The sequence below is a fragment of the Leucobacter faecis genome (assembly GCF_054456635.2).
Window position 1 is genome coordinate 20683 of the sequence record NZ_JBTJEP020000021.1, and the last position, 21733, is coordinate 42415.

The 21733-nt window shown below is 65.1% G+C and carries 18 protein-coding genes and 2 tRNA genes; 9 read left to right on the forward strand and 11 right to left on the reverse strand.

Features of this window, described 5'->3' with window-relative positions; all coding sequences use genetic code 11:
* The first annotated feature begins 81 nt into the window (after window positions 1-81).
* Entirely contained in the window at window positions 82-1473 is a 1392-nt protein-coding gene (locus tag ACXR2T_RS13715) for an aminotransferase class I/II-fold pyridoxal phosphate-dependent enzyme (protein WP_489945546.1), read from the forward strand.
* Between the two features lie 145 nt (window positions 1474-1618).
* On the opposite strand, the gene ACXR2T_RS13720 is transcribed toward ACXR2T_RS13715, so the two are convergent.
* Both ACXR2T_RS13720 and ACXR2T_RS13725 read right to left on the reverse strand, forming a co-directional pair.
* Window positions 1619-2326, reverse strand: coding sequence for a DUF4282 domain-containing protein (locus ACXR2T_RS13720; RefSeq protein ID WP_458813151.1), 708 nt, complete (start codon window positions 2324-2326; stop codon window positions 1619-1621).
* Between the two features lie 229 nt (window positions 2327-2555).
* Window positions 2556-2642 (reverse strand) — tRNA-Ser (locus ACXR2T_RS13725).
* A 204-nt stretch (window positions 2643-2846) separates the two neighbouring features.
* Here ACXR2T_RS13725 and ACXR2T_RS13730 point away from each other — a divergent pair.
* Window positions 2847-3485 (forward strand): CHAP domain-containing protein, encoded by a 639-nt coding sequence (locus ACXR2T_RS13730; protein WP_458813153.1) that lies wholly within the window; start codon window positions 2847-2849, stop codon window positions 3483-3485.
* Window positions 3486-3578: 93 nt separating this feature from the next.
* On the opposite strand, the gene ACXR2T_RS13735 is transcribed toward ACXR2T_RS13730, so the two are convergent.
* Window positions 3579-4919 (reverse strand): glycosyltransferase, encoded by a 1341-nt coding sequence (locus ACXR2T_RS13735; protein WP_458839799.1) that lies wholly within the window; start codon window positions 4917-4919, stop codon window positions 3579-3581.
* Window positions 4919-6079 carry a glycosyltransferase gene (locus tag ACXR2T_RS13740; RefSeq protein WP_458839833.1) on the reverse strand — a complete coding sequence of 387 codons (1161 nt, stop codon included), beginning with the start codon at window positions 6077-6079 and terminating at the stop codon, window positions 4919-4921. The genes ACXR2T_RS13735 and ACXR2T_RS13740 overlap by 1 nt, the downstream gene beginning before the upstream one ends.
* 247 nt (window positions 6080-6326) lie before the next feature.
* Between ACXR2T_RS13740 and ACXR2T_RS13745 the strand changes: the two genes are divergently transcribed.
* Window positions 6327-6710 carry a helix-turn-helix domain-containing protein gene (locus ACXR2T_RS13745; protein ID WP_458839797.1) on the forward strand — a complete coding sequence of 128 codons (384 nt, stop codon included), beginning with the start codon at window positions 6327-6329 and terminating at the stop codon, window positions 6708-6710.
* 277 nt (window positions 6711-6987) lie between these two features.
* On the opposite strand, the gene ACXR2T_RS13750 is transcribed toward ACXR2T_RS13745, so the two are convergent.
* From ACXR2T_RS13750 to dnaK, 5 genes are all read right to left on the reverse strand, one after another.
* On the reverse strand, window positions 6988-8520 hold the full coding sequence (locus tag ACXR2T_RS13750; RefSeq protein WP_458839795.1) for a class I SAM-dependent methyltransferase: 1533 nt from the start codon (window positions 8518-8520) through the stop codon (window positions 6988-6990).
* Window positions 8508-8930: a heat shock protein transcriptional repressor HspR gene (locus tag ACXR2T_RS13755; RefSeq protein ID WP_458813161.1), complete on the reverse strand. Its 423-nt coding sequence runs from the start codon at window positions 8928-8930 to the stop codon at window positions 8508-8510. The genes ACXR2T_RS13750 and ACXR2T_RS13755 overlap by 13 nt, the downstream gene beginning before the upstream one ends.
* Before the next feature lie 78 nt (window positions 8931-9008).
* Window positions 9009-9962 carry a DnaJ C-terminal domain-containing protein gene (locus ACXR2T_RS13760; RefSeq protein WP_458813163.1) on the reverse strand — a complete coding sequence of 318 codons (954 nt, stop codon included), beginning with the start codon at window positions 9960-9962 and terminating at the stop codon, window positions 9009-9011.
* Window positions 9955-10587 (reverse strand): nucleotide exchange factor GrpE, encoded by a 633-nt coding sequence (locus ACXR2T_RS13765; protein WP_458813165.1) that lies wholly within the window; start codon window positions 10585-10587, stop codon window positions 9955-9957. Before ACXR2T_RS13765 ends, ACXR2T_RS13760 begins: the two co-directional genes overlap by 8 nt.
* A 2-nt stretch (window positions 10588-10589) precedes the next feature.
* Window positions 10590-12434, reverse strand: coding sequence for a molecular chaperone DnaK (dnaK, locus tag ACXR2T_RS13770; protein ID WP_458813167.1), 1845 nt, complete (start codon window positions 12432-12434; stop codon window positions 10590-10592).
* A gap of 270 nt (window positions 12435-12704) precedes the next feature.
* On the opposite strand from dnaK, the gene ACXR2T_RS13775 reads away from it, so the two are divergent.
* Together ACXR2T_RS13775 and ACXR2T_RS13780 are read left to right on the forward strand one after the other, a co-directional pair.
* Window positions 12705-14072: an MFS transporter gene (locus ACXR2T_RS13775; RefSeq protein WP_458839793.1), complete on the forward strand. Its 1368-nt coding sequence runs from the start codon at window positions 12705-12707 to the stop codon at window positions 14070-14072.
* A gap of 164 nt (window positions 14073-14236) precedes the next feature.
* Window positions 14237-15511 (forward strand): ATP-dependent DNA helicase, encoded by a 1275-nt coding sequence (locus ACXR2T_RS13780; protein WP_458839792.1) that lies wholly within the window; start codon window positions 14237-14239, stop codon window positions 15509-15511.
* Between the two features lie 134 nt (window positions 15512-15645).
* Here the strand turns inward: ACXR2T_RS13780 and ACXR2T_RS13785 are convergent, their stop codons facing one another.
* Window positions 15646-16764, reverse strand: a complete 1119-nt coding sequence (locus ACXR2T_RS13785; RefSeq protein WP_458839791.1) for a biliverdin-producing heme oxygenase — start codon at window positions 16762-16764, stop codon at window positions 15646-15648.
* A gap of 198 nt (window positions 16765-16962) precedes the next feature.
* On the opposite strand from ACXR2T_RS13785, the gene ACXR2T_RS13790 reads away from it, so the two are divergent.
* Window positions 16963-18171: a serine hydrolase domain-containing protein gene (locus ACXR2T_RS13790; RefSeq protein ID WP_458813175.1), complete on the forward strand. Its 1209-nt coding sequence runs from the start codon at window positions 16963-16965 to the stop codon at window positions 18169-18171.
* Between the two features lie 93 nt (window positions 18172-18264).
* Window positions 18265-18335, forward strand: a tRNA-Gly gene (locus ACXR2T_RS13795).
* Between the two features lie 104 nt (window positions 18336-18439).
* Here the strand turns inward: ACXR2T_RS13795 and proC are convergent.
* Window positions 18440-19249, reverse strand: coding sequence for a pyrroline-5-carboxylate reductase (proC, locus tag ACXR2T_RS13800; protein WP_458839831.1), 810 nt, complete (start codon window positions 19247-19249; stop codon window positions 18440-18442).
* Window positions 19250-19411: 162 nt separating this feature from the next.
* Between proC and ACXR2T_RS13805 the strand changes: the two genes are divergently transcribed.
* Both ACXR2T_RS13805 and ACXR2T_RS13810 read left to right on the forward strand, forming a co-directional pair.
* On the forward strand, window positions 19412-20374 hold the full coding sequence (locus tag ACXR2T_RS13805) for a cation diffusion facilitator family transporter (RefSeq protein ID WP_458813177.1): 963 nt from the start codon (window positions 19412-19414) through the stop codon (window positions 20372-20374).
* A 206-nt stretch (window positions 20375-20580) separates the two neighbouring features.
* Window positions 20581-21729, forward strand: coding sequence for an ABC transporter substrate-binding protein (locus ACXR2T_RS13810; protein WP_458813179.1), 1149 nt, complete (start codon window positions 20581-20583; stop codon window positions 21727-21729).
* Window positions 21730-21733: the final 4 nt, after the last annotated feature.

The following is a 21733-nucleotide window of genomic DNA, read 5'->3' on the forward strand; positions in this document are numbered from 1 at the left end:
CACGCCCTCAGCCGTAACGTCAGTCTTCACACGCCGACAGCGCAGTGCGCCGCCCATACACTGGTGAGCGTGAATGAGCGCATGAATGCAAGGTGGCGTGACGTTGCGGCTGCGACAGGTCTGCTGTCGGCCACCGGCCAACCCGCCCCCACGATTTTCGCCGAGATGACGGCGCTCGCGACCCGCACGGGCGCCGCGAACCTCGGCCAGGGGTTCCCCGACACAGGCGGCCCCGAATGGGTGCGAGAGGCTGCGATAGAGGCGATCCGGAGCGGACAGAACCAGTACCCGCCCGGTCGCGGCATCATCGAGCTGCGGCGTGCGATCGCGGCGCATCAGGCGCGGCACTATGGCCTCGCGTGCGATCCCGAGACCGAGGTGCTCGTGACCGCCGGCGCGACTGAGGCCCTTGCGGCCGCGATCACGGCGTTCGCGGGCCCGGGCGACGAGGTGGTGACGCTCGAACCGTTCTACGACGCGCACGCCGCGTCGATCGCCCTCGCGGGCGCTACGCACGTGACCGTGCCGCTCGTGCCAGCTGCGGGCCTCGAAGCCGAGGGCGCTGCGGGCGCTGCGGGCGCTGCGGGCGCTGCGGGCGCTGCGGGCGCTGCGGGCGCTGCGGGCGCTGCGGGCGCTGCGGCAAGTTCCGGATCGGGGTTTGCGGTCGATCTCGCCGCGCTGGAGCGCGCGGTCGGGCCGCGTACGCGGTTGATTCTCGTGAACACGCCGCATAACCCGACAGGCACTGTGCTGACCCGCGCCGAGCTTGATGCGGTGGCAGCGGCGGCGAAGCGCGTAGGGGCCATCGTCGTGACTGACGAAGTGTACGAGCACCTCACGTTTGGGGCCGTGCACGTGCCGATCGCGACGCTGCCGGGCATGGCCGAGCGCACGCTCACGATCTCGTCGGCGGGCAAGACTTTCTCGCTGACGGGGTGGAAGATCGGCTGGGTGACGGGGCCCGCGCAGCTCATCGACGCGGTCGCCACCGTGAAGCAGTTCTTGACCTACTCGGGCGGGGCGCCGTTTCAGCCGGCGATCGCGCAGGCGCTCGCCGAGGCGGGAGCGGGCGATGGCGCAAGCTCTGGTGCAAGCTCTGGTGCAAGCTCTGGCGACGCTGCGATCTCCGAGCTGCGTGACAGCCTCGCCGCCCGCATGGAGCTGCTCATCGAGGGGCTGCGCGCGGCGGGGCTTACGCCAGTGCGGCCTGGCGGCACCTACTTCGTGTGCGCAGATGCCGCGCCGCTGTTCGCGGCGGTGTCGGCGCTCGCTGGCGTACCCGTCATAGACGGGGCGTCGTTTGCGCGGGCTCTGCCCGAGGCTGTCGGCGTGGCGTGTGTGCCCGTGTCTGCGTTTTGTCGGGCGGGCTCACCGACCGCCGATGCCCTTAAGGACTGGGTGCGGTTCACGTTTGTGAAAGATGAAACGGTGTTGCGCACCGCGATCGAACGCCTGTCGAGCCTCACGTCGTAGCTCAGCGTACAACGCAAGTGGGGCCACGGGGTGGTGGTTATACGTCTGTATAACCACCACCTGTGGCCCCACTAGCAGTGCGAGAGCGAAGTAGTATTCGCTACTTCAGTGTTCGCTACTTCAGTGTTGGCTACTTCAGCGTTGGCTACTTCTCTGCCGCCGCGCGTCCCAGGCGCACGAGCTCAGCCGTGTGCTGCGAAGTGCGAATCTGAGCGGTCACAAACTCGAGCCCCACGCGCAGCAGAATGACGTTGATGAAGCCGGGGATCCAGCCGAAGATCAGCGCGAGCACGCCGAAGATCATCATGCCGCCACCGCCGCTACCGCCAAACGCCGAGACCGCAGCGCTCGAGATACCGCCCATGATGAACAGCAGAAGGGCCGTGCCGATCCAGCTGAGCACGGCGATCACGATGCCGATCACGTAGATCACCTTCACGAAGCTCGTGGTGACCGATCGCTCGGCCGCAAAGCTCAGGTCAAACAGGCTGCGGAAGAAACCGGCCTGGCCCGAGTGCGCGTGCTGCTGCTTGCCATACTGCTGACCGTTGAACGGGGCCGCCGGCGTGCTCTGAGCGGCAGGTCCACCAGCCGCGCCCACACCCGCGAAACCCGCACCGTAGTTGGCGGTGCCACCGAGCACGGCAGTGTCTCCGGCCTGTGCCGTTTCGGGCGCAACGGGGGCAGGAGGAATGCTCGATGCAGAGTCTGCGCTTCCCGCGGCCTCGGCTACGGCGTCAGCCGACCGCAGCTGCTGGGTCCACTGCTCGCCGTCCCAGTAACGCAGCTGACCGGTGCCGCTCGGGTCGGGGTACCAGTCAGCGGCGGGCTTCTGCGGGGTCTCGTCAGTCATCTGCGTGTCCTTTAACAACTCATACGGGCGGGGCTTGTCGAGCGCTCACAAAACGACAAATATCGCTTGGACACCCTCCAAGCGACGGTACCAGAGCAGTCCACCCGAGCGCACTACTGCCCGAAACTTGGCCATGCTTCAGCACGCTGCGCTCAATAAGCTGCAAGCTCTCACGAAAAAGCCCCCGGCCCTGGCTCAAAGCGTCAGGTCGGGGGCTATTTCTTTACGGCGGAGGATAGGGGATTTGAACCCCTGAGGGCTTTAACACCCAACACGCGTTCCAGGCGTGCGCACTAGGCCGCTATGCGAATCCTCCTGAACTGGCAAAAGCCAGCGCTCGCAAGTCTAGCGTGTTCACTGCGCAGGCCCGAATCGACACACGCCGAGTGCACACAGCTCGCGCACAGAACCCGAAAATCTTCGCGAATAACTTGAAAGTAACAGAACGGTAACGCATACTAGGTGAGGCGCTCGGGCCACGGCCCGGCGCTTTTCAGTTGGAATCAAGGAGTTAAAGTACGTGAAGTTTTCTGCCAAGGCCAAAGCACTGGTCGTGGGGTTCGTAGCCTCCATTACCTTCGCGTTCGGCACGGCACCCTCGTACGCTGAGGTTCCCGTCACTGACTTTTCGAGTTCTGCGGCGCTACCCGCGGCGGCCGTCGCACAGTCCCTCGCGACCGACGGCGACGCCCTTGCAGGCGTCGCGATCGACTCTGTTCTCGCTATCGAAGAGGTCGCCGAGGTCCCCTCGGGCTTCGACGTCGCGGCTTCGATCGCGCTCGCTGAAGAAGAGGTCGGCACGAGCCGTCCCACCGGCTGGAGCCAGCCCGGCGAGTGCATTATGTCTGCCCAGCGCTGGATCCGCGCGGGCGGCGGTGCCTGGACCGGCGGCGGCGACCCCGTCACCAACTACAACAATGCGACCCGCATGACCCTCGCGACTGCCGCTCCCGGCGACATCATTCAGTACGAGTTCATGGCCTCCCCCTCGTCATGGGTCACCGGTGTGCACACCGTCATGATCACCGAGGTCAACGGCGACGGCACGTTCACGATCATTCAGTCGAACAGCCCCGGCGGCTCGGGCCTCGTGAGCAAAGAGGAAAACTGGGTACCGCAGGCCCCCGCGGGCTTCGAAGCCGCCGTCTGGCGCTTCTAACCCCTGTACACGAAAAATATGCGCGACTAATTCCGCTTAAAGCTGGCCCAGAAGCGGAATTAGTCGCGCATATTTTACTTTCCCCGACCGGTGTTAGCTACGCGCGGTCTTGAGGGCGATCTCGTAGGCCTCGAGCATCAACTCGATGCGCCGCGACTGCAAGAACGCGCTGCCCGCGTCGGGCGCGACCCTGTTCGGTGCGGAAGTGCCCTCTGCCGTGGCGTCGGGAACCGCGCCATCGGGAGCTCCGAGGCCCGGCTCGATATCCCCCTTCGATCCGGATCCTGCCCCAGCGCCCAGAGCGAGCTGCGCGACCGCAGCGCGCAGCACATCGGCGAGGTCAGCGACCGTGCCGCCGCCAGCCACCCAGGCGGGAGCCACTGCGACATCGTGCGCGATCTCGGGGTCGCAGAAGATCGTGGGTGTGCCGAGGGCGGCCGCTTCGAACGGGGTGAGCCCCTGCGTCTCGAACCCGATCGACGTTTGCACGAGCGCGTCGGCGTCGTGCATCGCCGCGAGCGCGCCCGCGTAGGGCACCGGGCCGGCGAGGTGCACCCGATTCGTGAGCCCGAGCTCGGCGACCCGCTCTCGCACGCGCGGCAGCAGCAAGCCGGCCCCGTGCAGCGTGACGTCGGCGTCAATGCCCGACTGGGCGATAGCCTCAATAAACTCGAGCACGCGCTTTTCATGACTCATGCGCCCGAGCCACACGAGCTTGGGGCGTACGCGGGCCGTGCGCGGCACCGCGCGGGCGGCCTCGATTGCTTCATCGTCGACACCGCCCGGGGTGACGAGCACTCGGGAGCACACACCCCGTGCCTCAAGCAGCGCCGCGAAGTGCTGCGACGGCGCCGTGACGACGGCAGCCTCTGCCGCGAGCTCGGCGAGGTAGCGCCACGCCCCACGCGCCGCAGCAGCGCCAACACCACCTGCACCGCCTGCACCACCACCGCGCACGCGACCGAGAGCGAGCGTGCGCCAACCTCGCAGCCCCTCGAACGCGAGCGCAGCGAGCCCCGGCACGGGCGTTACCGCACGGGTGCCCTCGTCAACGTGATTATGCATCGTGTGCACGACCGGTACACCCAGCCCGCGCGCTGCACGCAGCCCAATCATTGCACCCCAAAAGTCGCCCTGCACGTGCACGAGATCGACGGGCGGCAGGGCGCGCAGCGCCGTCGCAAGCGCACGGTCAGTGCGGGCGCTGGGCCACGACATGCCGTACTCGCGGTCACGCGTGATCGCCCGCGACGGCAGGTCGATGTAGGCGGCGCGATCCGGAGCCGACGTTTCGTACCCCGCCCGGTGCAGAGCCGGGGCCGCGACCGTGACGCGGTGCCCCAGACGCTCGAGGTACTTGCGCTGCAGCCGGATCGCCACCTGCACACCTCCGAGCGAATCGGGGTGCTGGTCGGTGACGATCAGCACGTGCATTAGCGTGTGACCTCTTGGCCCCGGTAGAGCGCTTCGAACGTGTCGAGCGTGCGGTCGATGTCGTGCACCTTGACGGCTTCGAGCGATGCGCGCTGCATCGCTTCGTACTCGGCGGGCTCGTACTCGAGCACGGTCGTGATGCGGTCTGCGAGCTCACGGTCGTTGCCGGGCTGAAACAGATAGCCGTTCTCGCCCTCGTGCACCAGGTGTGGCAGGGCCATCGCGTTGGCAGCGATAATCGGAAGGCCCGACGCCATCGCTTCCATCGTGGCGATCGACTGCAGTTCGGCGATCGAGGCGATCACAAACACGCTCGCGCCCGTGAGGTGTGCGCGCAGCTCGGCGTCAGACACGCGGCCCGTAAATGTGACGCGATCGGCAATCCCCAGCTCGGCGGTGAGCTTCTCGAGACTCTTACGTTGGTCACCGTCACCGACGATAGTGAACGTGGCCGCAAGGGCAGGGTCAAGGCGCGGCAGCGCGCGCAAGATCACGTCAATCTCTTTTTCGAGGGTGACGCGGCCCACAAACACGATCTTGTTCTCGGTGCGCTTGCCCACGACCGAATCGTAGTCAGAGGCGCGCAGCCCACAGCTCACCGGCAGCACACCGCGGCGGTGCGTGTTGCGCTCGAGGAAGTCTGCGGCGCGGCGCGTGGGGGTCGTTACGGCAGACGCGAGGCGCAGTACGCTGTCGGCAGTGCGCCAGCCCCAGCGCACGAACACGCGCTTGGCCCGCTCGGGCAGCAGGGTGAAATCGAGCACGTTCTCGGGCATCACGTGGTTGGTCGCCACGATGCGTATGCCGCGCTTGCGGCCCTCAATCGCGAGCGCGCGCCCGATGATGATGTGCGACTGAATGTGGATCACATCTGGTCGCACCCGGTCGAGCAACTTGCGCGCCTGCGGGCGTGCGCGCCACGGCAGCACGAAGCGTAGCCAGTCGTGCGGGTACCAGCGCCAGCTCGCCCACCGGTGCACGGTCATCTGCTCGCCCTCGATCGTTTCGATGAACGTGCCCGCGGTGGCGTGCGTCTTCGAAGGCGCGGCGACGTGCACGTCGTGGCCGCGGCTCACGAGCCCCGCTGCGAGGCGCTCTGCGAACCTCGCCGCACCGTTGACGTCGGGCAAGAACGTGTCGCAGCCGAGCAGAATACGCATCGGTCGCTGAGGGGTAGCTTGGCTCACGAAGTTCTGGGTCCTTAATGTCTCGGTGCACGCAATTTCAGACAGGCTCCAGTGTATTGATGGGTCGCTTACAATCTGCGCAAAAGGTGGCAATCGGGTTTTGAGAGGCTCCGGATCGCCATCAGTGTGCGTAAACACTTTGGGTGCAAACATACTAGGTGCAAACCACCTGGGTGGTAACGGGCTGGTGGTGTTAGCTTGATCCCGTCAGTCTTATGTCATGCCCAAAACCAAGTCTGCTGCCGCGCTCAAAATCGGTGGCCGTGTTCGGGCTGTGCGCCGCAAGCTGGGTATCTCGCTCGAAGACCTTGGGCAGCTGTCTGAGATCAGCTGGACCAACATCGGCAAGATCGAACGCGGCGACTCGAGCCCCACCGCCGAATCACTCGTGCGGTTGGCAACGGCACTCGAAGTCGATCCCGGAATCTTCTTGAGCGGCATCACGGCCGACGATTACGGTCGGCGCTCGCACCGTTTCACGGTGGGCGACCTGATTCGGGGGCGCGACCGCGCCGTTCGTGCTGCTGACGCTGATGTTGCTAGTGCTGGCGGTGGTCAGACCGACGATGTCAGCTCAGCCGACAGCGACGCGCAAGCCGGTTAATCTGCAGCGCAGTAGGTGCTGAAGTCGACCTGCACGCCCACGCGCCACAGCCCCACCCGTCGTCCTGCGCGCCCACGGGCCACAGCCCCACCCGTCGTCCTGCGCGCCCACGGGCCACAGCCCCACCCGTCGTCCTGCGCGAGCGCAGCGAGTCGCAGGACCCACCCTGGATTCTGCGACTGCGCGCAGAATGACAAGTGCTCTATCGGCGCAGAATGACAAATGCTCTATCGGCGCAACTCTAACAAGGAGCCCTCGATGCGAGCGCCTGCGTGGGTTAGCGTTTGACGGCTGAGAGCACCGTAAACGTGCGGTCGCGCGCGAGCTCTTTTGTTGCGCCGATCACTTGCTCGACGAGCGGTCGGTATCGCAAGTGTGAGTTAAATACGATGCGCAGTTCACCACCGGGCGCGAGCGCGCCCGTGCATGACCTGATGAGCCGGTGCGCGACGCCCGCGTGCACGGTTGCACCGGTGTGAAACGGCGGGTTGAGCAAGATCAGGTCGGCGGCGCCGGTTGGCACCGCTTCAAGTGCGTCGCCTCGGTGCACGGTGACGCGGTGCCCGACCCCTGCGGCTTCTGCCGTGACCCGGGTCGCGTTCGCTGCGGCGGCTGACTGGTCGGTGGCCGTCACCCGTGCGCCCGGCCAGGCGAGCGCCGCTGACACTGCGAGCACACCATTGCCGCATCCCAGGTCGACCACACGGTACGGGGGTGCAGCGTCGGCAGGGGTGACGCCAGCCAGCTCGCCCAGCTCAGCAGGGTCTGATGATTGCGCGGCGGGAGCGCTTAGTCCCCGCGGCGGGTCGCTGCGCAGCGTCTGCAACAGCAGCCGGCTGCCGTGATCGAGCGTGGGGCCGCCAAACGTCTGCCCGAACGCCGCAACCTGAAACTCGAGCGCGGGGTCGCTGCCCCACTTCGGAAAGGGGGCGGAGCCGTCGGTGCCAGCAGTAGCACCACCAGCACTAGCACCACCAGTGTTAGCCCTACCGGCACCGCGCGACCCCGTCGCGGTGAGCACGCGCGACTTACGCCAGCCGAGGCCCGCTGTGACGTCGGTGAAGTGCTCGGCCAGCACCTCGTTCATGCGGCGGCTCATGTGCTTATCTCGGCCACCAGCGAGCACCACCACGTTAGGGTCGGCGTAGCGCGCGATCGCCCACGCGATCTCCGTGAGTGCTTCGAGCCCGCGCGGCAACTGAACGAGCACCAGTTTTGCCCCGGTCAAGAGCTCCTCGCCCAACTCGTGCGACTGGTAGGCCTCAGTGAAGGTGGATTCTGCGACTCGCTGCGCTCCCGCAGAATGACCAAAACCTGAGCGCTGCGCTCCCGCAGAATGACCAGAACCTATCTCGTCCGCTCCCGCAGAATGACCAGAACCTGAACGTCGCGCTCCCGCAGAATGACCAGAACCTATCTCGTCCGCTCCCGGAGAATGACCAGATTCTACGCCCTGCGCTCCCGCGGCGTGATAGGAGTCTAAGCGCCGCGCGTTCGACGCGAGTGCGCGCTCGGCGAGCACGGGGTCTTGGTGAGTGCGGATCCGGAGCGACTCCAGAAGCGCCGCCGCCCCGAGCGTGAGCGCGCCGTGCCGGTCGCCGATGATCACGAGCTCGCCTGGGCCGCGTTGTGAACGCGCCGCGATGTCGCGCAGCACACCGGCAGCGTCCGACAGCAGCAGCAGATCGGTCGCGTCGTAGGCGCGCAGTTCGTCGGCATCGAAGTCAGGGTCACGCGTGAGCTGCGCGCAGAACGCCTCGATGTCGGGCAGCGTAGGCTCTGGCGCAGCGGCCGCGCTCACGGCTTCCACACCACAACTTCGGCCGCGCGTCGCACGCGCGTGCCACGGTGCAGCGTGATGACTTCGCCGCCTGCGGATCCGGCGGCAAAGACCCGCCTGTCTGGGCGCCGAAGCTGCTCTTCGGTGAGCGCGCGTTCGAGATCGCGCACGCGCGTCTCAAGCTCGCGCACCTGCGCCTCGAGCTGAAACACGCGCCGGATCCCCTCGAGGCTAAGGCCCTCGGCCGACAGCCGGGCCACCTCGCGCAGCTGGGCAACGTCGTGCAGTGAATAGCGGCGGGTGTTGCCGCGGGTGCGCTGCGGTGACACGAGCCCGATGCGGTCGTACTGCCGCAGGGTTTGGGGGTGCATCTCGGCGAGGCCTGCGGCGGCGGCGATCGCAAAGACCGGGGTGTAGCGGTCGAGCTGCTCGTGCGCCATGTGCCTTCTCCGTTCGCTGTGCAGCGTGTGTTGCAGTAAAACTGGGGGGGCGGGCGGCGTGTGGCCGCCCGCCCGCGCCTACCCGTGTGAGCGGGCCAGCAGATCCTCGCGGGGGTTCTCGCTCGGTTCGACCGCGCGAAACGCCTCGAGGGCCTCACGCGCCGCGTCAGACAGGTGGCTGGGCACAACCACCTGCACCTCGGCGAGTAGGTCGCCGACGCCCTTCGAGCTGGTGACGCCTCTGCCCTTCACCCGCAGCACGCGGCCGCTCGGAGTCCCGGGCTGAATCTTCAGCTTGACCGGCGCGCCACCAAGAGTGGGCACCTCTACTGTTGCCCCGAGCGCCGCCTCCGAGAAGGTCACCGGCAGCTTGAGGCGCAGGTGCTGGCCATCACGCTCGAACACCGGGTGCTTGCGCACCGCGATGGTCAGGATCAGGTCGCCTGCCGGGCCACCATTGGGGCTCGGCTCACCCTTGCCACGCACCTTAATCTTCTGGCCATCTGCGACGCCCGCGGGAATCTTCACCTTGACGGTGCCCGTAGGAGCCTGCAGCGTGACAGTGTCGCCGCTGACTGCGGTCTCAAAGTCGAGCGTGGTCGACGCTTGCACGTCGCGGCCGGGCTGGGGGCCGCGTGCGCCGCCCCCAAACATGTTGAAGATGTCTTCGAACCCCTGGCCGCCGCCCTGTGCACCGTAGTGGCCGCCACGACCAGCGCCGCCGCCGAACATGCCGCCAAACATGTCGTCGAAGCCCTGACCACCGCCGCCACCCGAGGTGAACCTGGCGCCGCCCATGCCCATGGCACGAATCTGGTCGTACTCAGAGCGCTGTTCTGCGTCAGAGAGCACCGAGTATGCCTCGCTGATCTCCTTGAACTTCGCCTCGGCGGCGGCATCACCCGGGTTGGAGTCGGGGTGATACTTGCGGGCGAGCTTGCGATAGGTCTTCTTCAGCTCTGCATCGGTGACACCTTTTTGCACACCCAGCGTCTTGTAGAAGTCTTTCTCAAGCCAATCTTGACTAGCCATCAGCCCCCACCGCCACCGCGACCTTGGCGGGGCGCAGCTCGACTTCGCCGATCCGGTAGCCCCGTTCGATTACGTCAAGAACCGTGTGCTCTTCAGTGCCGGGCACCGGCACCTGGGCAATCGCCTCGTGGAACTGCGGGTCGAAGGCTTCACCCTTCTCGCCGTAGCTCTCGAGGCCGAGCTTTTCGAGCGTGCCGCGCAGCTTCTGCGCGATCGTCGCGAACGCCGATCCCTCGGGGAGGTCGCCGTGCTGCTCGGCGCGGTCGAGGTCGTCGAGCACCGACAGCATCGGCGAGACGGCCGCCGCGACTGCGCGCTGCTTCTCGACCGCGGCATTTGCCTCGGTGCGCTTGCGGTAGTTCGCGTACTCTGCGCTCAGACGGCGCAGGTCTTCGAGGTAGGGGTTCTCGGCGTCACTCGCAGATGACTCGTCGCCGCCGCCGTTCTCGCCCTGATCCGGCACCTGATCTGATGCGCCCGAAGCAGCATCGGCCGCGTCAGCGTTCTGCTCAGCGTTCAAGATGTCCTCTACCGTGAAGTCGCCCTCCTGCGGCACAGGGCCGGAGGCATTTGCCTCCGACCCTGCTGCAGGAACGTCACCGTTGTGCTGTTCCTCGTTCGTCATGCTTACTTCTTCTCCTCGTCGTCTTCAACGACCTCGGCGTCAACAACGTCGTCATCGTTCGACTCTTCGGCGCCAGCCTCGGGGGCTTCAGCCTGTGCGGCGGCGTAGATTGCCTCGCCCAGCTTGCCCTGGCTTTCACCGAGCTTGTCTGCAGCTGCCTTGAGCGCGTCGTCATCTTCGCCGGCCAGAGCCTGCTTCAGCGCGTCGAGGTCGCCCTGCACCTCGGTCTTGACGTCCTCGGGCAGCTTGTCCTCGTTCTCCGAGATCAGCTTCTCGACCGAGTACGCGAGCTGCTCAGCATTGTTGCGCTGCTCAGCCGACTCGCGGCGCTTCTTGTCTTCTGCAGCGTGCTCTTCAGCCTCGCGCACCATACGCTCGATGTCGTCCTTCGAGAGAGTCGAACCACCCGAAATCGTGATCGTCTGCTCCTTGCCGGTGCCCTTGTCCTTCGCCGACACCTGCACGATGCCGTTGGCGTCGATGTCGAACGTGACCTCAACCTGCGGCACGCCGCGGGGAGCGGGCGCGATGCCGGTCAGCTCGAACGTGCCCAGATTCTTGTTGTCGCGGGTGAACTCGCGCTCGCCCTGGAACACCTGGATTGCGACCGAAGGCTGGTTGTCCTCAGCCGTCGTGAAGGTCTCGCTGCGCTTGGTGGGAATAGCCGTGTTGCGGTCGATGAGCTTCGTCATGATGCCACCCTTGGTCTCGATACCGAGGCTCAGCGGGGTCACATCGATGAGCAGAACGTCCTTGCGCTCGCCCTTCAGTACGCCAGCCTGCAGCGCAGCACCAACGGCCACAACCTCGTCGGGGTTGACGCCCTTGTTGGGCTCCTGGCCACCGGTGAGGCTCTTCACGAGCTCGGTGACAGCAGGCATGCGGGTCGAGCCACCTACGAGCACGACGTGTGCGATCTCAGAGACCTTCACGCCCGCCTCCGAGATGACGTCCTGGAACGGCTTGCGGGTGCGCTCGAGGAGGTCCTTCGTGAGCTCTTCGAATTTGGCGCGGGTGAGCGTCTCGTCGAGGTTCGCGGGGCCGTTCTCGGTGAGCGAGAGGTACGGCAGCTGAATCTGGGCGCTCATCGAGTTCGAGAGCTCCTTCTTCGCCTGCTCTGCAGCCTCCTTGAGGCGCTGCAGTGCAATCTTGTCCTTCGACACGTCAACACCGGTCGAGCTCTTGAACTGCGTGATCAGCCAGTCCACAACGCGCTGATCCCAGTCGTCGCCGCCAAGACGGTTGTCACCCGAGGTCGAACGCACCTGAATGGTCGAGAAGTCGTCGTCCTTGCCCACCTCGAGCAGCGAGACGTCGAACGTGCCGCCACCGAGGTCGAACACGAGGATCAGCTCGTCCTCCTTGCCCTTGTCGAGGCCGTAGGCGAGGGCCGCGGCAGTGGGCTCGTTGATGATGCGCAGCACGTTGAGGCCCGCAATCTCACCGGCCTCCTTCGTTGCCTGGCGCTCGGCGTCGTTGAAGTACGCGGGCACGGTCACAACCGCGTCGGTGACCTTGTCGCCCAGGTAGGTCTCGGCGTCGCGCTTCAGCTTCATGAGCGTGCGCGCGCTGATCTCCTGTGCGGTGTAGCGCTTGCCGTCGATCTCGTCGGTCTTCCAGTCAGTGCCCATGTGGCGCTTCACCGAAGCGATCGTGCGGTCGACGTTGGTGACGGCCTGGCGCTTGGCGGTCTCGCCTACGAGCACCTCGCCGTCCTTCGTGAAGGCAACGATCGAGGGGGTGGTGCGAAAACCTTCGGCGTTCGCAATGACGGTGGGCTCGCCACCCTCAAGAACCGAAACAACCGAGTTCGTGGTGCCGAGGTCAATACCAACTGCACGTGACATACGTAGCTCCTTAATTTGTTTAACGCTGGGGCGCAGTGTGCGCCTGGTCTTGTGGTCACTCATCTCGGCATACTGGCCCCTGCTTGGACCGCTCACCGAGATTGAGCCCGATGGACTCAAGTTTAGTAAACGCTCAGCGAGAGTCAAGTCGAGTTGACAAAACTTGAGCGAGTCTCACTCAACTTTCAGACTCGCAACCCACTCTCCCCAAGGAACGACAGCCTAGGCCACAACGCACCCTCCTGCGCGACACCCGATACGCTTAGCCCCATGAGCGAGCACGCCCCCGCGAACCCCGCCCCACCGCCCGGTAGCCCCAGCGATCCTGGCGGCATCGGCGCCCCGGCAGCGCACCCCATCAAGAAGCGTACGGTCTTCGCATGGTCACTGTGGGACTGGGGCTCGGCAGCGTTCAACGCCGTTGTTACGACGTTCGTTTTTAGCGTCTACATCACGCAAGAGGCGTTCGGCCCAGAGCACATCGTCTCAGCGAAACTCGGCACCGCCCTCCTTATCGCGGGCATCGCAGTTGCTCTGCTCGCCCCCGTCACGGGGCAACTGTCTGACGCGGCTGGCAAGCGCAAGCTGTGGCTGGGCGTCAATACGGCCGTCGTCGTGGCCTGCACAGCCCTGCTGGTGCTCGTCGCGCCCGAGCAGCAGTTCCTCATGCTCGGACTCGTGCTCCTCGCGGTCGGCAACGTCGCCTTTGAGTTCGCGAGCGTCAGCTACAACGCGATGCTTTCACAGGTCTCCACCAACAAAAACGTGGGCCGCGTTTCGGGCTTCGGCTGGGGCATGGGCTACCTCGGCGGCATCGTACTGCTCGCGATATTGCTCGTCGGGTTCATTTTCCCCGAGCAGGGCTGGTTCGGCGTCACACCCGAGAACGGTTGGAACGTGCGCGTCGCCATGGTCGTGGCTGCGCTGTGGTTCGCCGTCAGCGCGATCCCCGTGTTCTTTGCGGTGCCCGAAATCCAGGCAGACCCCGCTCGTAAACCGGGCATGCGCGGCATCCTCACCGCCTACGGCACACTCTTCAAGCTCATCGCCGACCTATGGAAGAACGCTCGCGAGACCCTCGTGTTTCTCGTGGCGAGCGCCGTGTTTCGCGATGGGCTTGCCGGCGTCTTCACGTTCGGCGGCGTAATCGCGGCCCTAAGTTTTGGCTTCGACCCCACGACTGTGATCATCTTCGCGATCGCGGCCAACATCGTCGCGGGCCTCGCGACGATCATCGCGGGTTACGCAGAAGACCACATCGGCGCGAAGGCGATCATGGTGTGGTCGATCCTGCTCATGGTCGTGGCCGCGATGCTCGTGTTCATACTCGCCCCGCTCGGCTCCTGGGTGTTCTGGGTGTTCGGCCTCGTGCTGTGCATTTTTGTCGGCCCGGTGCAGTCCGCGAGCCGCTCGTTCCTGTCGCGCCTCATTCCCGCGGGCCGCGAGGGCGAGATCTTCGGCCTCTACGCCACGACGGGCCGCGCAGTCTCGTTCCTCGCACCCGGTGCGTTCACCGTCGCGGTCGCCCTCGGCGGCACCGCGCTCTACGGCATCCTCGGCATCGCCCTCGTGCTGCTCGCGGGCCTACTCCTGCTGCTGCCCGTCAAGGCACACCACACCAAGTTGCCTGCGGCGTAATCTCGGCACGGGGTCTTCCAAAGCCCCGGATCGGGCCAAGCTCCGGATCAAGCCGTGCGCTCGCTGACACAAAATATGCGCGACAAGTTCCGCTTACGAGACGTTCAAAAGCGGAACTTGTCGCGCATATTTTTAGAACCGAGAGTCGACGGTACCCTTATGAGGTGGCCCGCCCCTCCCTCTCCCCCGAACAGCTCGACGTCTACGAACGCCTCGAGCTCACCCGCGAACACGTCTTCGTGACCGGGCGAGCCGGCACCGGCAAGTCGACCATTCTGAACCACCTCGCATGGAACACGAGCAAGTCGATCGCCGTGTGCGCGCCCACCGGCGTAGCCGCCCTCAACGTCGGCGGGCAAACGATCCACTCTCTGCTACGTCTACCGACCGGCGTGATCGCGGATCACACACTCGATCAGCCCTCAGAGCTCAAGAAACTACTCGGCGCCATCGACACCCTCGTCATCGACGAAATCTCCATGGTGTCGGCCGACCTCATGGACGCGATCGACCGTTCGCTGCGCCAGGCCCGCGGCAAGCGACACGATCCCTTTGGTGGTGTGCAGATCATCATGTTTGGTGATCCCTTTCAGCTACCGCCCGTGCCGCCGCGCGACCCCCACGAGCGCGCCTACTTTCACGACACGTACCGCTCCCTCTGGTTCTTCGACGCGAAGGTTTGGCAGCAAACCGAGCTCGCAGCTATCGAGCTCACCGAAGTACACAGGCAAAGCGACAATCGCTTCAAACAGATCCTCGGGGCCGTGCGCTTTGGTGTCGTCGACGTCGATCAGGCCGGCGAGCTGAACGCGGCGGGCGCACGCCCCGCCCCGCGCGACGTGATCACCCTCGCCACCACCAATGCAACCGTCAACCGCATCAATGCGGCTAGGCTCGCCGAAATTCGCGGCTCCGCGCTCAAAGCGGTGGCCGAGGTGACCGGCGAGTTCAAGGAGAACACATACCCCGCCGACGAAGTGCTCGAGCTGAAGCCAGGCGCGCAGGTCATGTTCTTGCGCAACGACCCCGACGGGCGCTGGGTCAACGGCACCATTGGCACCGTGTCACGGGTCAAAGGCACGGTGTGGGTTGAGGTTGACGGCGAAGAGTTCGAGGTCGAACCGACCACGTGGGAGCGGTTTCGTTACCGCTACGACGCCGAAACCAAGAAGCTCGAGAAAGAGGTTGTGGCCGAGTTTGAGCAGTTTCCGCTGCGCCTGGCCTGGGCCGTCACCGTGCACAAGTCCCAGGGGCACACGTACGACGCCGCCAACATCGACCTTGGCCCGCGCGCGTTCAGCGCGGGCCAAACCTACGTTGCGCTGAGTCGGGTGCGCTCACTCGACGGGCTCTACCTCGCACGCCCCCTGCAGCCACGCGACGTGATCGTTGACCCCAACGTGGTGCGGTTCATGCACGAGCGCGCCGCGCGCCCCTAGGCCGGTTAAGCACCGGCTAGGCGCTGATCCGGATCGACCCAAAACAAACAAGCCCCCGGGTGCAAGATTGCAGAGACTGCTTGCACCCGAGGGCCGTTGTGTTGTGTGGCGCCCGATGACGGGCGCTTAGACCGTTACGCGTTCGCGGCTGCCTTCGCCTTGCCCAGATCGACGAACACCGCAGTGTTAAAGCCGTATGCCGCGCGCACCTCGTCGAGCATGCGCTGCTGCTCATCGGCAGCGAGCGTCGCCCCGAGAGCGTCAAGCGCACCACGGTACTCGTTCTTAAACTCGTCGAGCGCGCCGAGCGCGGTGAAATCGTAGAACGAGACGCCTGCCTTCTCGAGGCCGTGCTGCTTCGACACGCGGCGGGCAATGATCTGGCCGCCCGACAGGTCACCGAGGTAGCGGGTGTAGTGGTGCGCGACGATGCCGGCGACCCAACCTTCAGCTGCGACCTCGCGAATACGAGCAGCGTAGGCGGCCGTAGCCGGGACGGGTGCGATCTTGTCTGCCCAGTCAGCACCGAGCAGGTGCTCGAGGTCGACCTTGAGCGTCTCGAGCCGCTCAAGCTCTGAGCGGTGGAACGAGGCCATCGTCGCGTTGTCTGCATACTGCGCCGTCGCAGCTTCGAGCGCCTCATACATGAAGTAGTGCTGCGCCGACAGGTCAATGTAGTCCTGCTTAGTCGCCTTGCCACGCATGATGTCTTCCATAAACGTGGCGCCCTCGCTGTCGGAGTGGTCACCCCACGAGCTCTCGCGCACCACGACCGAGAACGGCTTCTCGCCCTCTGCGTATTCCTCGGTGCTCGCGTGCGGGTTGCCGCCGCCGTGACCGCCGTGCGCGCCATGCCCGTGTCCGTGACCGCCGTGCGCGCCATGGCCGTGACCACCGTGTCCATGACCAGCCTGCGCATCATCGACGCCGTGCGAGCTGGCGATCTCACCCTCGTGCTCCTGACGCGCCTCGACGCCCAGCGTCTTACACGCCGCACGGTACACCAGCACCACTGCCTTGCGAATCTCGGGGCGCTCCGTGAGGGGCGCGTTGGGCCAGGGTACGGTCAGCTCGTGGTCGCCTGCGGCGTCAGTAACGCGCCAAACGCCCGCTTCACCCGTGACGCCCACCATCGTGCTTCCCGTCGCCTCGGGGTACCCGAATGCGCGGGCGATCAGCAGGTTGTCCTCCGCATGGTCACCATTCATGTGTCCGGTCACCCCGGCAATTACGTCTTCAGCAAAGTTCGTCACACCTTGTATTCTAGGCACTCTGCAGGGCTCGGGGGCACTGTTCGCGCGAATCTCACCCCTCCGGCCGATTCTTCTCAGCCCCGCCCAGTAGAATCCCGTTGTTTTGTCTTTATTCACCTGGCGTGGATTCGAAGCGTTGATTGGCGGACGAATTTGATTTCGAACCTTGCACACCGAGGTCGTTTTGCAATGGTTGCAATGGTGGCTTCTGCTGCCCTGCTGCTGAGCGGCTGCTCCAGTGACACGACCGCCAAGGCAGTGCCAGACTCCTCAACCGTCTCTGACTCAGCGGCGACCCGTATTAACGATGCGGTAGCTCAAGCGATGACACTCAGCGGCTCAACCGAGGCCGTCGTGGGTGTGTGGGGCGAGGGTGATCAGTCGTTTGTGCGCGGTTACGGTGACGGTGTCAGCGCGAACACGAAGATTCGCGGCGCTCAGGCGACCCAGCCCGTCATGTGTGCACTGCTGCTCGATCTGGCTGACACAGGCCGCATTGACCTCGATCGCCAGATCTCCAAGGATCTCACCCGCCAGTCGGGCATCGAAGACATCACGTACCGCGAACTCTGCGACATGCGCTCGGGGCTCGCGGACTTCAAAAAGGGTTTCGCCGACATCTATGCGAACAACCCCACGCGGTTCTGGCCAGCGCAAGAACTCCTGGCTCAGGGATTCGCCCACTCGCCGATGTCGTGGCCGGGGCTCAACATGCACCAGTCAGACACCAACATTGTGTTGCTCGAGCGAGTGCTCAGGGTTGAGCTGGGCACCGAGCCCACCGACATTCTCAAGAATCGAGTCTTTGCCAAGGCCGGCATGGGCGCCTCGTACTATCCCAATCTTTCGAGCACGACGATAGCGGGCGATACGCTCGCGGGCCTCACCTATCCCGCGGCCGGCGGCAGCCCCGTCTGCGACGTCGAACCCGTTTCGGTACCCGAGGTTTCTCCCTCAATGCTGTCGGGGGCTGGCGCGACCGTGACCACGGTGACCGACCTCAAGAACTTCTACGAGCACTTCGTCGGTGGCACGTTTGGTGGCGAATACGCGTCGCTCGTCACCGAGACCATCCCCACGGACAACCCCAAGCGCGACAAGGAAGGCAACCCGACTGAGGAGCCGCCCGCCGACGGCCGCCAGTGGGCGTTCGGCGCCGAAAAGGTCGGCCCGCTGTACGGCCGCTCGGGCGCCATCACCGGCACCCTCACCGCCGCCTACCACGACCCTGGTACCGGCTTCTCGGTCGTTGTCGCGGTCAATAACTCGTCTGCGGGCGCGGCCTTCATCAAGGCTCTCGCGTTCGAGCTGGCCGCTATCGCCGCCGAAGAAGGTTTTGGCCCCGAGCTGACCTGGAGCGTCGAAGACCAGGCAGCCGAACTCACCAAAACCGCTGTCTGCCAGTAGCGACGCGCCCTAATTCACGTCGCGCGCGGCGTCGCCCCAAACTGCTATAGTTGGTGCGGCGCCAGCGCCAGTCTCGATATCGAGGCGAACTCTGGGATCGTCGTCTAGTGGTAAGACATTTGCTTCCCAAGCAAAGAATGCGGGTTCGATTCCCGTCGGTCCCTCTGATTCAGCTTTTCGACAAAGCTCTTCACAGCAAAGCCCCCGCGCGAGCGGGGGCTTTGCTGTTTGATCCGGATCATTCCAGGCCGCGTACGCAGCTTGGCCGCTAAGCGCCCTCGAGCTCCTCTGAGCGCTGCACGTTCGCAGCGAGCGCGCGATCGAACAGCGCCCCCCAGTCGTCGCCCTGCAGCACCTCGATGGCGCGCTCCGTCGTGCCTTTGGGGCTCGTCACGTTGCGGCGCAACTGCGCGGGCTCGTCATCGCTCTGGGCGAGCAGTTCGGCCGAGCCTACGAGCGTCTGCTGTACGAGCAGGCGCGCCTGCTCGGGCGTGAACCCGCGGCGCTCGGCCGCCGCGATCATGTGCTCGGCGTAAAGAAACAAGTAAGCCGGGCCCGAGCCCGAGACCGCGGCGACGTCGTTGATTTGTGCTTCGGCGACCTCGATCACCTCGCCCACCGTCGCAAAGAGGGCGCATGCGAGCGCCACGTCATCGGGCCGGGCGGTCACTCCGCCCGCGACGCCGGTCATGCCGCGGCCGATATGGGAGGGCGTGTTGGGCATGGCGCGCACGACCGCGACGCCCGCTGGCACGAGTGCCTCAATGCTCGCGCTCGTAACGCCCGCCGCGACGCTCACGAGCACGGTGCCAGGCGTGAGATCGCCCGCGATCTCACGCACCACATCATGAATCAGCCACGGTTTTACGCCCAGAATCACGAGGCCCGCCCCGCGCACCGCAGCGCGGTTCGCTTCTGGGTCGGTCTCGGCGGCGAGCGCTACGACACGGCCCGCTTCGGCGCGGGCTGCGGCGCTTGCTGCCGACTGGGTGGTGACGGTGATGGGCAGGGGGATCCGGATCCCGGGGGCGGTGAGCCCCGAGAGGATGGCGCCGCCCATTGAGCCGACCCCAATCATGGCGGTGCGGGGCAGCGTGCTGGCTGAATCTTGCGTTGTTGATGTGGTCACGGGCCCAGTCTAAGAGCGACGCGGCGATGGCAAGAGTCAGCATGCCGCCGCGCACGGTCTGTGCATCGTAGACTGGCTACACCGAGCCAGAATTCGAGGGAGCATCTGAACATGAGCGCGTCAGGCGGCAGTAAAGCGATCATCGCGGCGTTTCTTGCGAACATGGGTATTGCGATCACGAAGTTCATTGCGTGGGCGCTATCTGGTTCGTCTTCGATGCTGGCAGAGGGTGTGCACTCCCTCGCCGATTCGGGCAACCAGCTGCTCCTGCTGCTCGGCAATAAGCGTGCGAAGAAGGGTGCCGACGCCGCCCACCCGTTTGGGTATGGGCGTGTGCGCTACGTGTACGCGTTTGTGGTGGCGATCGTGCTGTTTTCGGTCGGCGGCGTGTTCTCGATCTACGAGGGTATTGCGAAGATTCGTGAGCCGCACCCGCTCGAGATGTGGTGGCTGCCGCTCGTCGTGCTTGCGATCGCGATTGTGCTCGAGAGTCTCTCGCTGCGCACCGCCGTGCGCGAGAGCCGCCCGCTGAAGGGATCGCGCACGTGGGGCCGTTTCATTAAGGAGTCGAAGGCGCCCGAGTTGCCCGTCGTTCTACTTGAAGATCTCGCCGCGCTCGTGGGTCTCGTGATCGCTTTTGCTGGTGTGGGGCTGACTGTGCTCACCGGCAACAGCGTGTTCGACGGCGCGGCGACCGTCGCGATCGGTGTGCTGCTGGTGATCGTCGCGTTCGTCGTTGGTATCGAGGTGAAGAGCCTGCTGGTGGGCGAGGGTGCGAGCGCAGAAGACGTCGCAAAGATTGAGGCGGCGCTGCTCGAGTCGAAAGACATTGGGCGCATCATCCACATGAAGACCCTCTACCTGAGCCCCGACGAGTTTATGGTGGGCGCGAAGATCGATGTGAACGCGTCGGCGACGATGCACGAGGTGTCGGCGATTGTGAACCTCGCCGAGCGGCGGGTGCGCAAGGCGGTGCCTGCGGCGAAGGTCATTTACCTTGAGCCCGACATCTACATGGATCCCAATGCCGACACCCCCTCAACGAGCTCGATCGTGATGCTGTCGAGCGACTAGCTTCGCGGCGAACACCGCGCTACACCCCGGTCCTCGGGCGCCTTACCGCGCCCGAGGACTTTTGTATGTAACCCACTCGTTACCATTTGATTCATTGCAGGTGTCGCGCTGGACACACGAGCTGGCTAGGCTCGAAGCGAACGCCCCGGCCGCGTTGTTGGCAGTGTCGCCGCGGGTATCTCCCATCTCTGAGAAAGGAATTCATCGTGAACTCACGTGCAATTCTCCGTTCTACCGCGCTTGTTGCGACCGCGCTCGTGTTGGGCGGATCGCTAGTCAGCTGTTCGAGCGACTCTGGGGGGTCAGGCGATGCCGGCGGCTCTGGTAGCAGCGTCGATGCCACCACCGCCACCAGTGCGGCAGACTTCGGCGGCCTCGACGGGCTGGTGAAGGCAGCCCAAGACGAGGGGCAGCTCAACGTCATCGCGCTGCCCGACACCTGGGCCAACTATGGCAAGATCATTGCCGCGTTTGAAGATAAGTACGACATCACCGTGAACTCGGCGTCGCCCGACGCCTCGAGCGCCGAAGAGATTCAGGCCGCACAAAACCTCAAGGGACAAGACACCGCTCCCGACGTGTTTGATCTGGGGACCGCCGTCGCACTCGAGAACCTCGATATGTTTGCCCCGTACAAGGTCGAGACATGGGACGACATTCCCGACAGCAATAAGGAATCGACCGGCCTCTGGGTGAACAACTACTCGGGCATCATGTCGCTCGGGTATGACGCCGACAAGCTGCCCGAGCCGAAGGAACTCAAAGACCTCACCGGCGCAGACTACAAGGGAGCCGTTGCGATCAACGGCGACCCGACACAAGCGGGCGCGGCCTTCGCCGCGGTCGGATGGCTCGCCCTACTGAACGGCGGCAGCATGGACGATTTCGGCCCCGGCGTCGACTTCGTGTCTGACTTGAAAGCCGCGGGTAATTTCTTGACTCTCGACCCGACCCCAGCCACGATCGCTTCGGGCGAGACCCCCGCGGTGTTCGATTGGTCGTTCAACAATGTCGCGGCAAAGGCCGACAAGCCCAGCTGGGAGACCATGGTGTTTGACGGCCCCGCCTACGTCTCGTTCTACAACGAGGCCATCAATAAAGATGCCCCGAACCCCGCAGCAGCGCGTCTGTGGCAGGAGTTCATCTTCTCGGACGAGGCGCAGGCCCTCTACCTCGAAGCGAACGCAGTGCCCGTGCGCGTGGATGCGCTGAAGGAGGCGGGCGCCGCAGATGAGGCGCTCATCGAACAGGCCACATTCGGCACGAATAGCGCCGACTGGGTCTCCCCCACCGAGGCACAGACCGAAACCGCCAACGCGCTTCTTGCGGAGCGTTGGGCCGCGGTCGTCAAATAGCGTG

Excerpts from the sequence above, each read along its gene's own strand:
- ACXR2T_RS13735 (WP_458839799.1), bottom strand. The coding sequence starts at position 4,919 with ATGCACGTGCTGATCGTCACCGACCAGCACCCCGATTCGCTCGGAGGT.
- ACXR2T_RS13765 (WP_458813165.1), bottom strand. The coding sequence starts at position 10,587 with ATGACGAACGAGGAACAGCACAACGGTGACGTTCCTGCAGCAGGGTCG.
- dnaK (WP_458813167.1), bottom strand. The coding sequence starts at position 12,434 with ATGTCACGTGCAGTTGGTATTGACCTCGGCACCACGAACTCGGTTGTT.
- ACXR2T_RS13805 (WP_458813177.1), top strand. The coding sequence starts at position 19,412 with ATGAGCGCGTCAGGCGGCAGTAAAGCGATCATCGCGGCGTTTCTTGCG.
- ACXR2T_RS13790 (WP_458813175.1), top strand. The coding sequence starts at position 16,963 with ATGGTGGCTTCTGCTGCCCTGCTGCTGAGCGGCTGCTCCAGTGACACG.
- ACXR2T_RS13745 (WP_458839797.1), top strand. The coding sequence starts at position 6,327 with ATGCCCAAAACCAAGTCTGCTGCCGCGCTCAAAATCGGTGGCCGTGTT.
- ACXR2T_RS13760 (WP_458813163.1), bottom strand. The coding sequence starts at position 9,962 with ATGGCTAGTCAAGATTGGCTTGAGAAAGACTTCTACAAGACGCTGGGT.
- ACXR2T_RS13740 (WP_458839833.1), bottom strand. The coding sequence starts at position 6,079 with ATGCGTATTCTGCTCGGCTGCGACACGTTCTTGCCCGACGTCAACGGT.
- proC (WP_458839831.1), bottom strand. The coding sequence starts at position 19,249 with ATGATTGGGGTCGGCTCAATGGGCGGCGCCATCCTCTCGGGGCTCACC.
- ACXR2T_RS13720 (WP_458813151.1), bottom strand. The coding sequence starts at position 2,326 with ATGACTGACGAGACCCCGCAGAAGCCCGCCGCTGACTGGTACCCCGAC.
- ACXR2T_RS13715 (WP_489945546.1), top strand. The coding sequence starts at position 82 with ATGAATGCAAGGTGGCGTGACGTTGCGGCTGCGACAGGTCTGCTGTCG.
- ACXR2T_RS13755 (WP_458813161.1), bottom strand. The coding sequence starts at position 8,930 with ATGGCGCACGAGCAGCTCGACCGCTACACCCCGGTCTTTGCGATCGCC.
- ACXR2T_RS13775 (WP_458839793.1), top strand. The coding sequence starts at position 12,705 with ATGAGCGAGCACGCCCCCGCGAACCCCGCCCCACCGCCCGGTAGCCCC.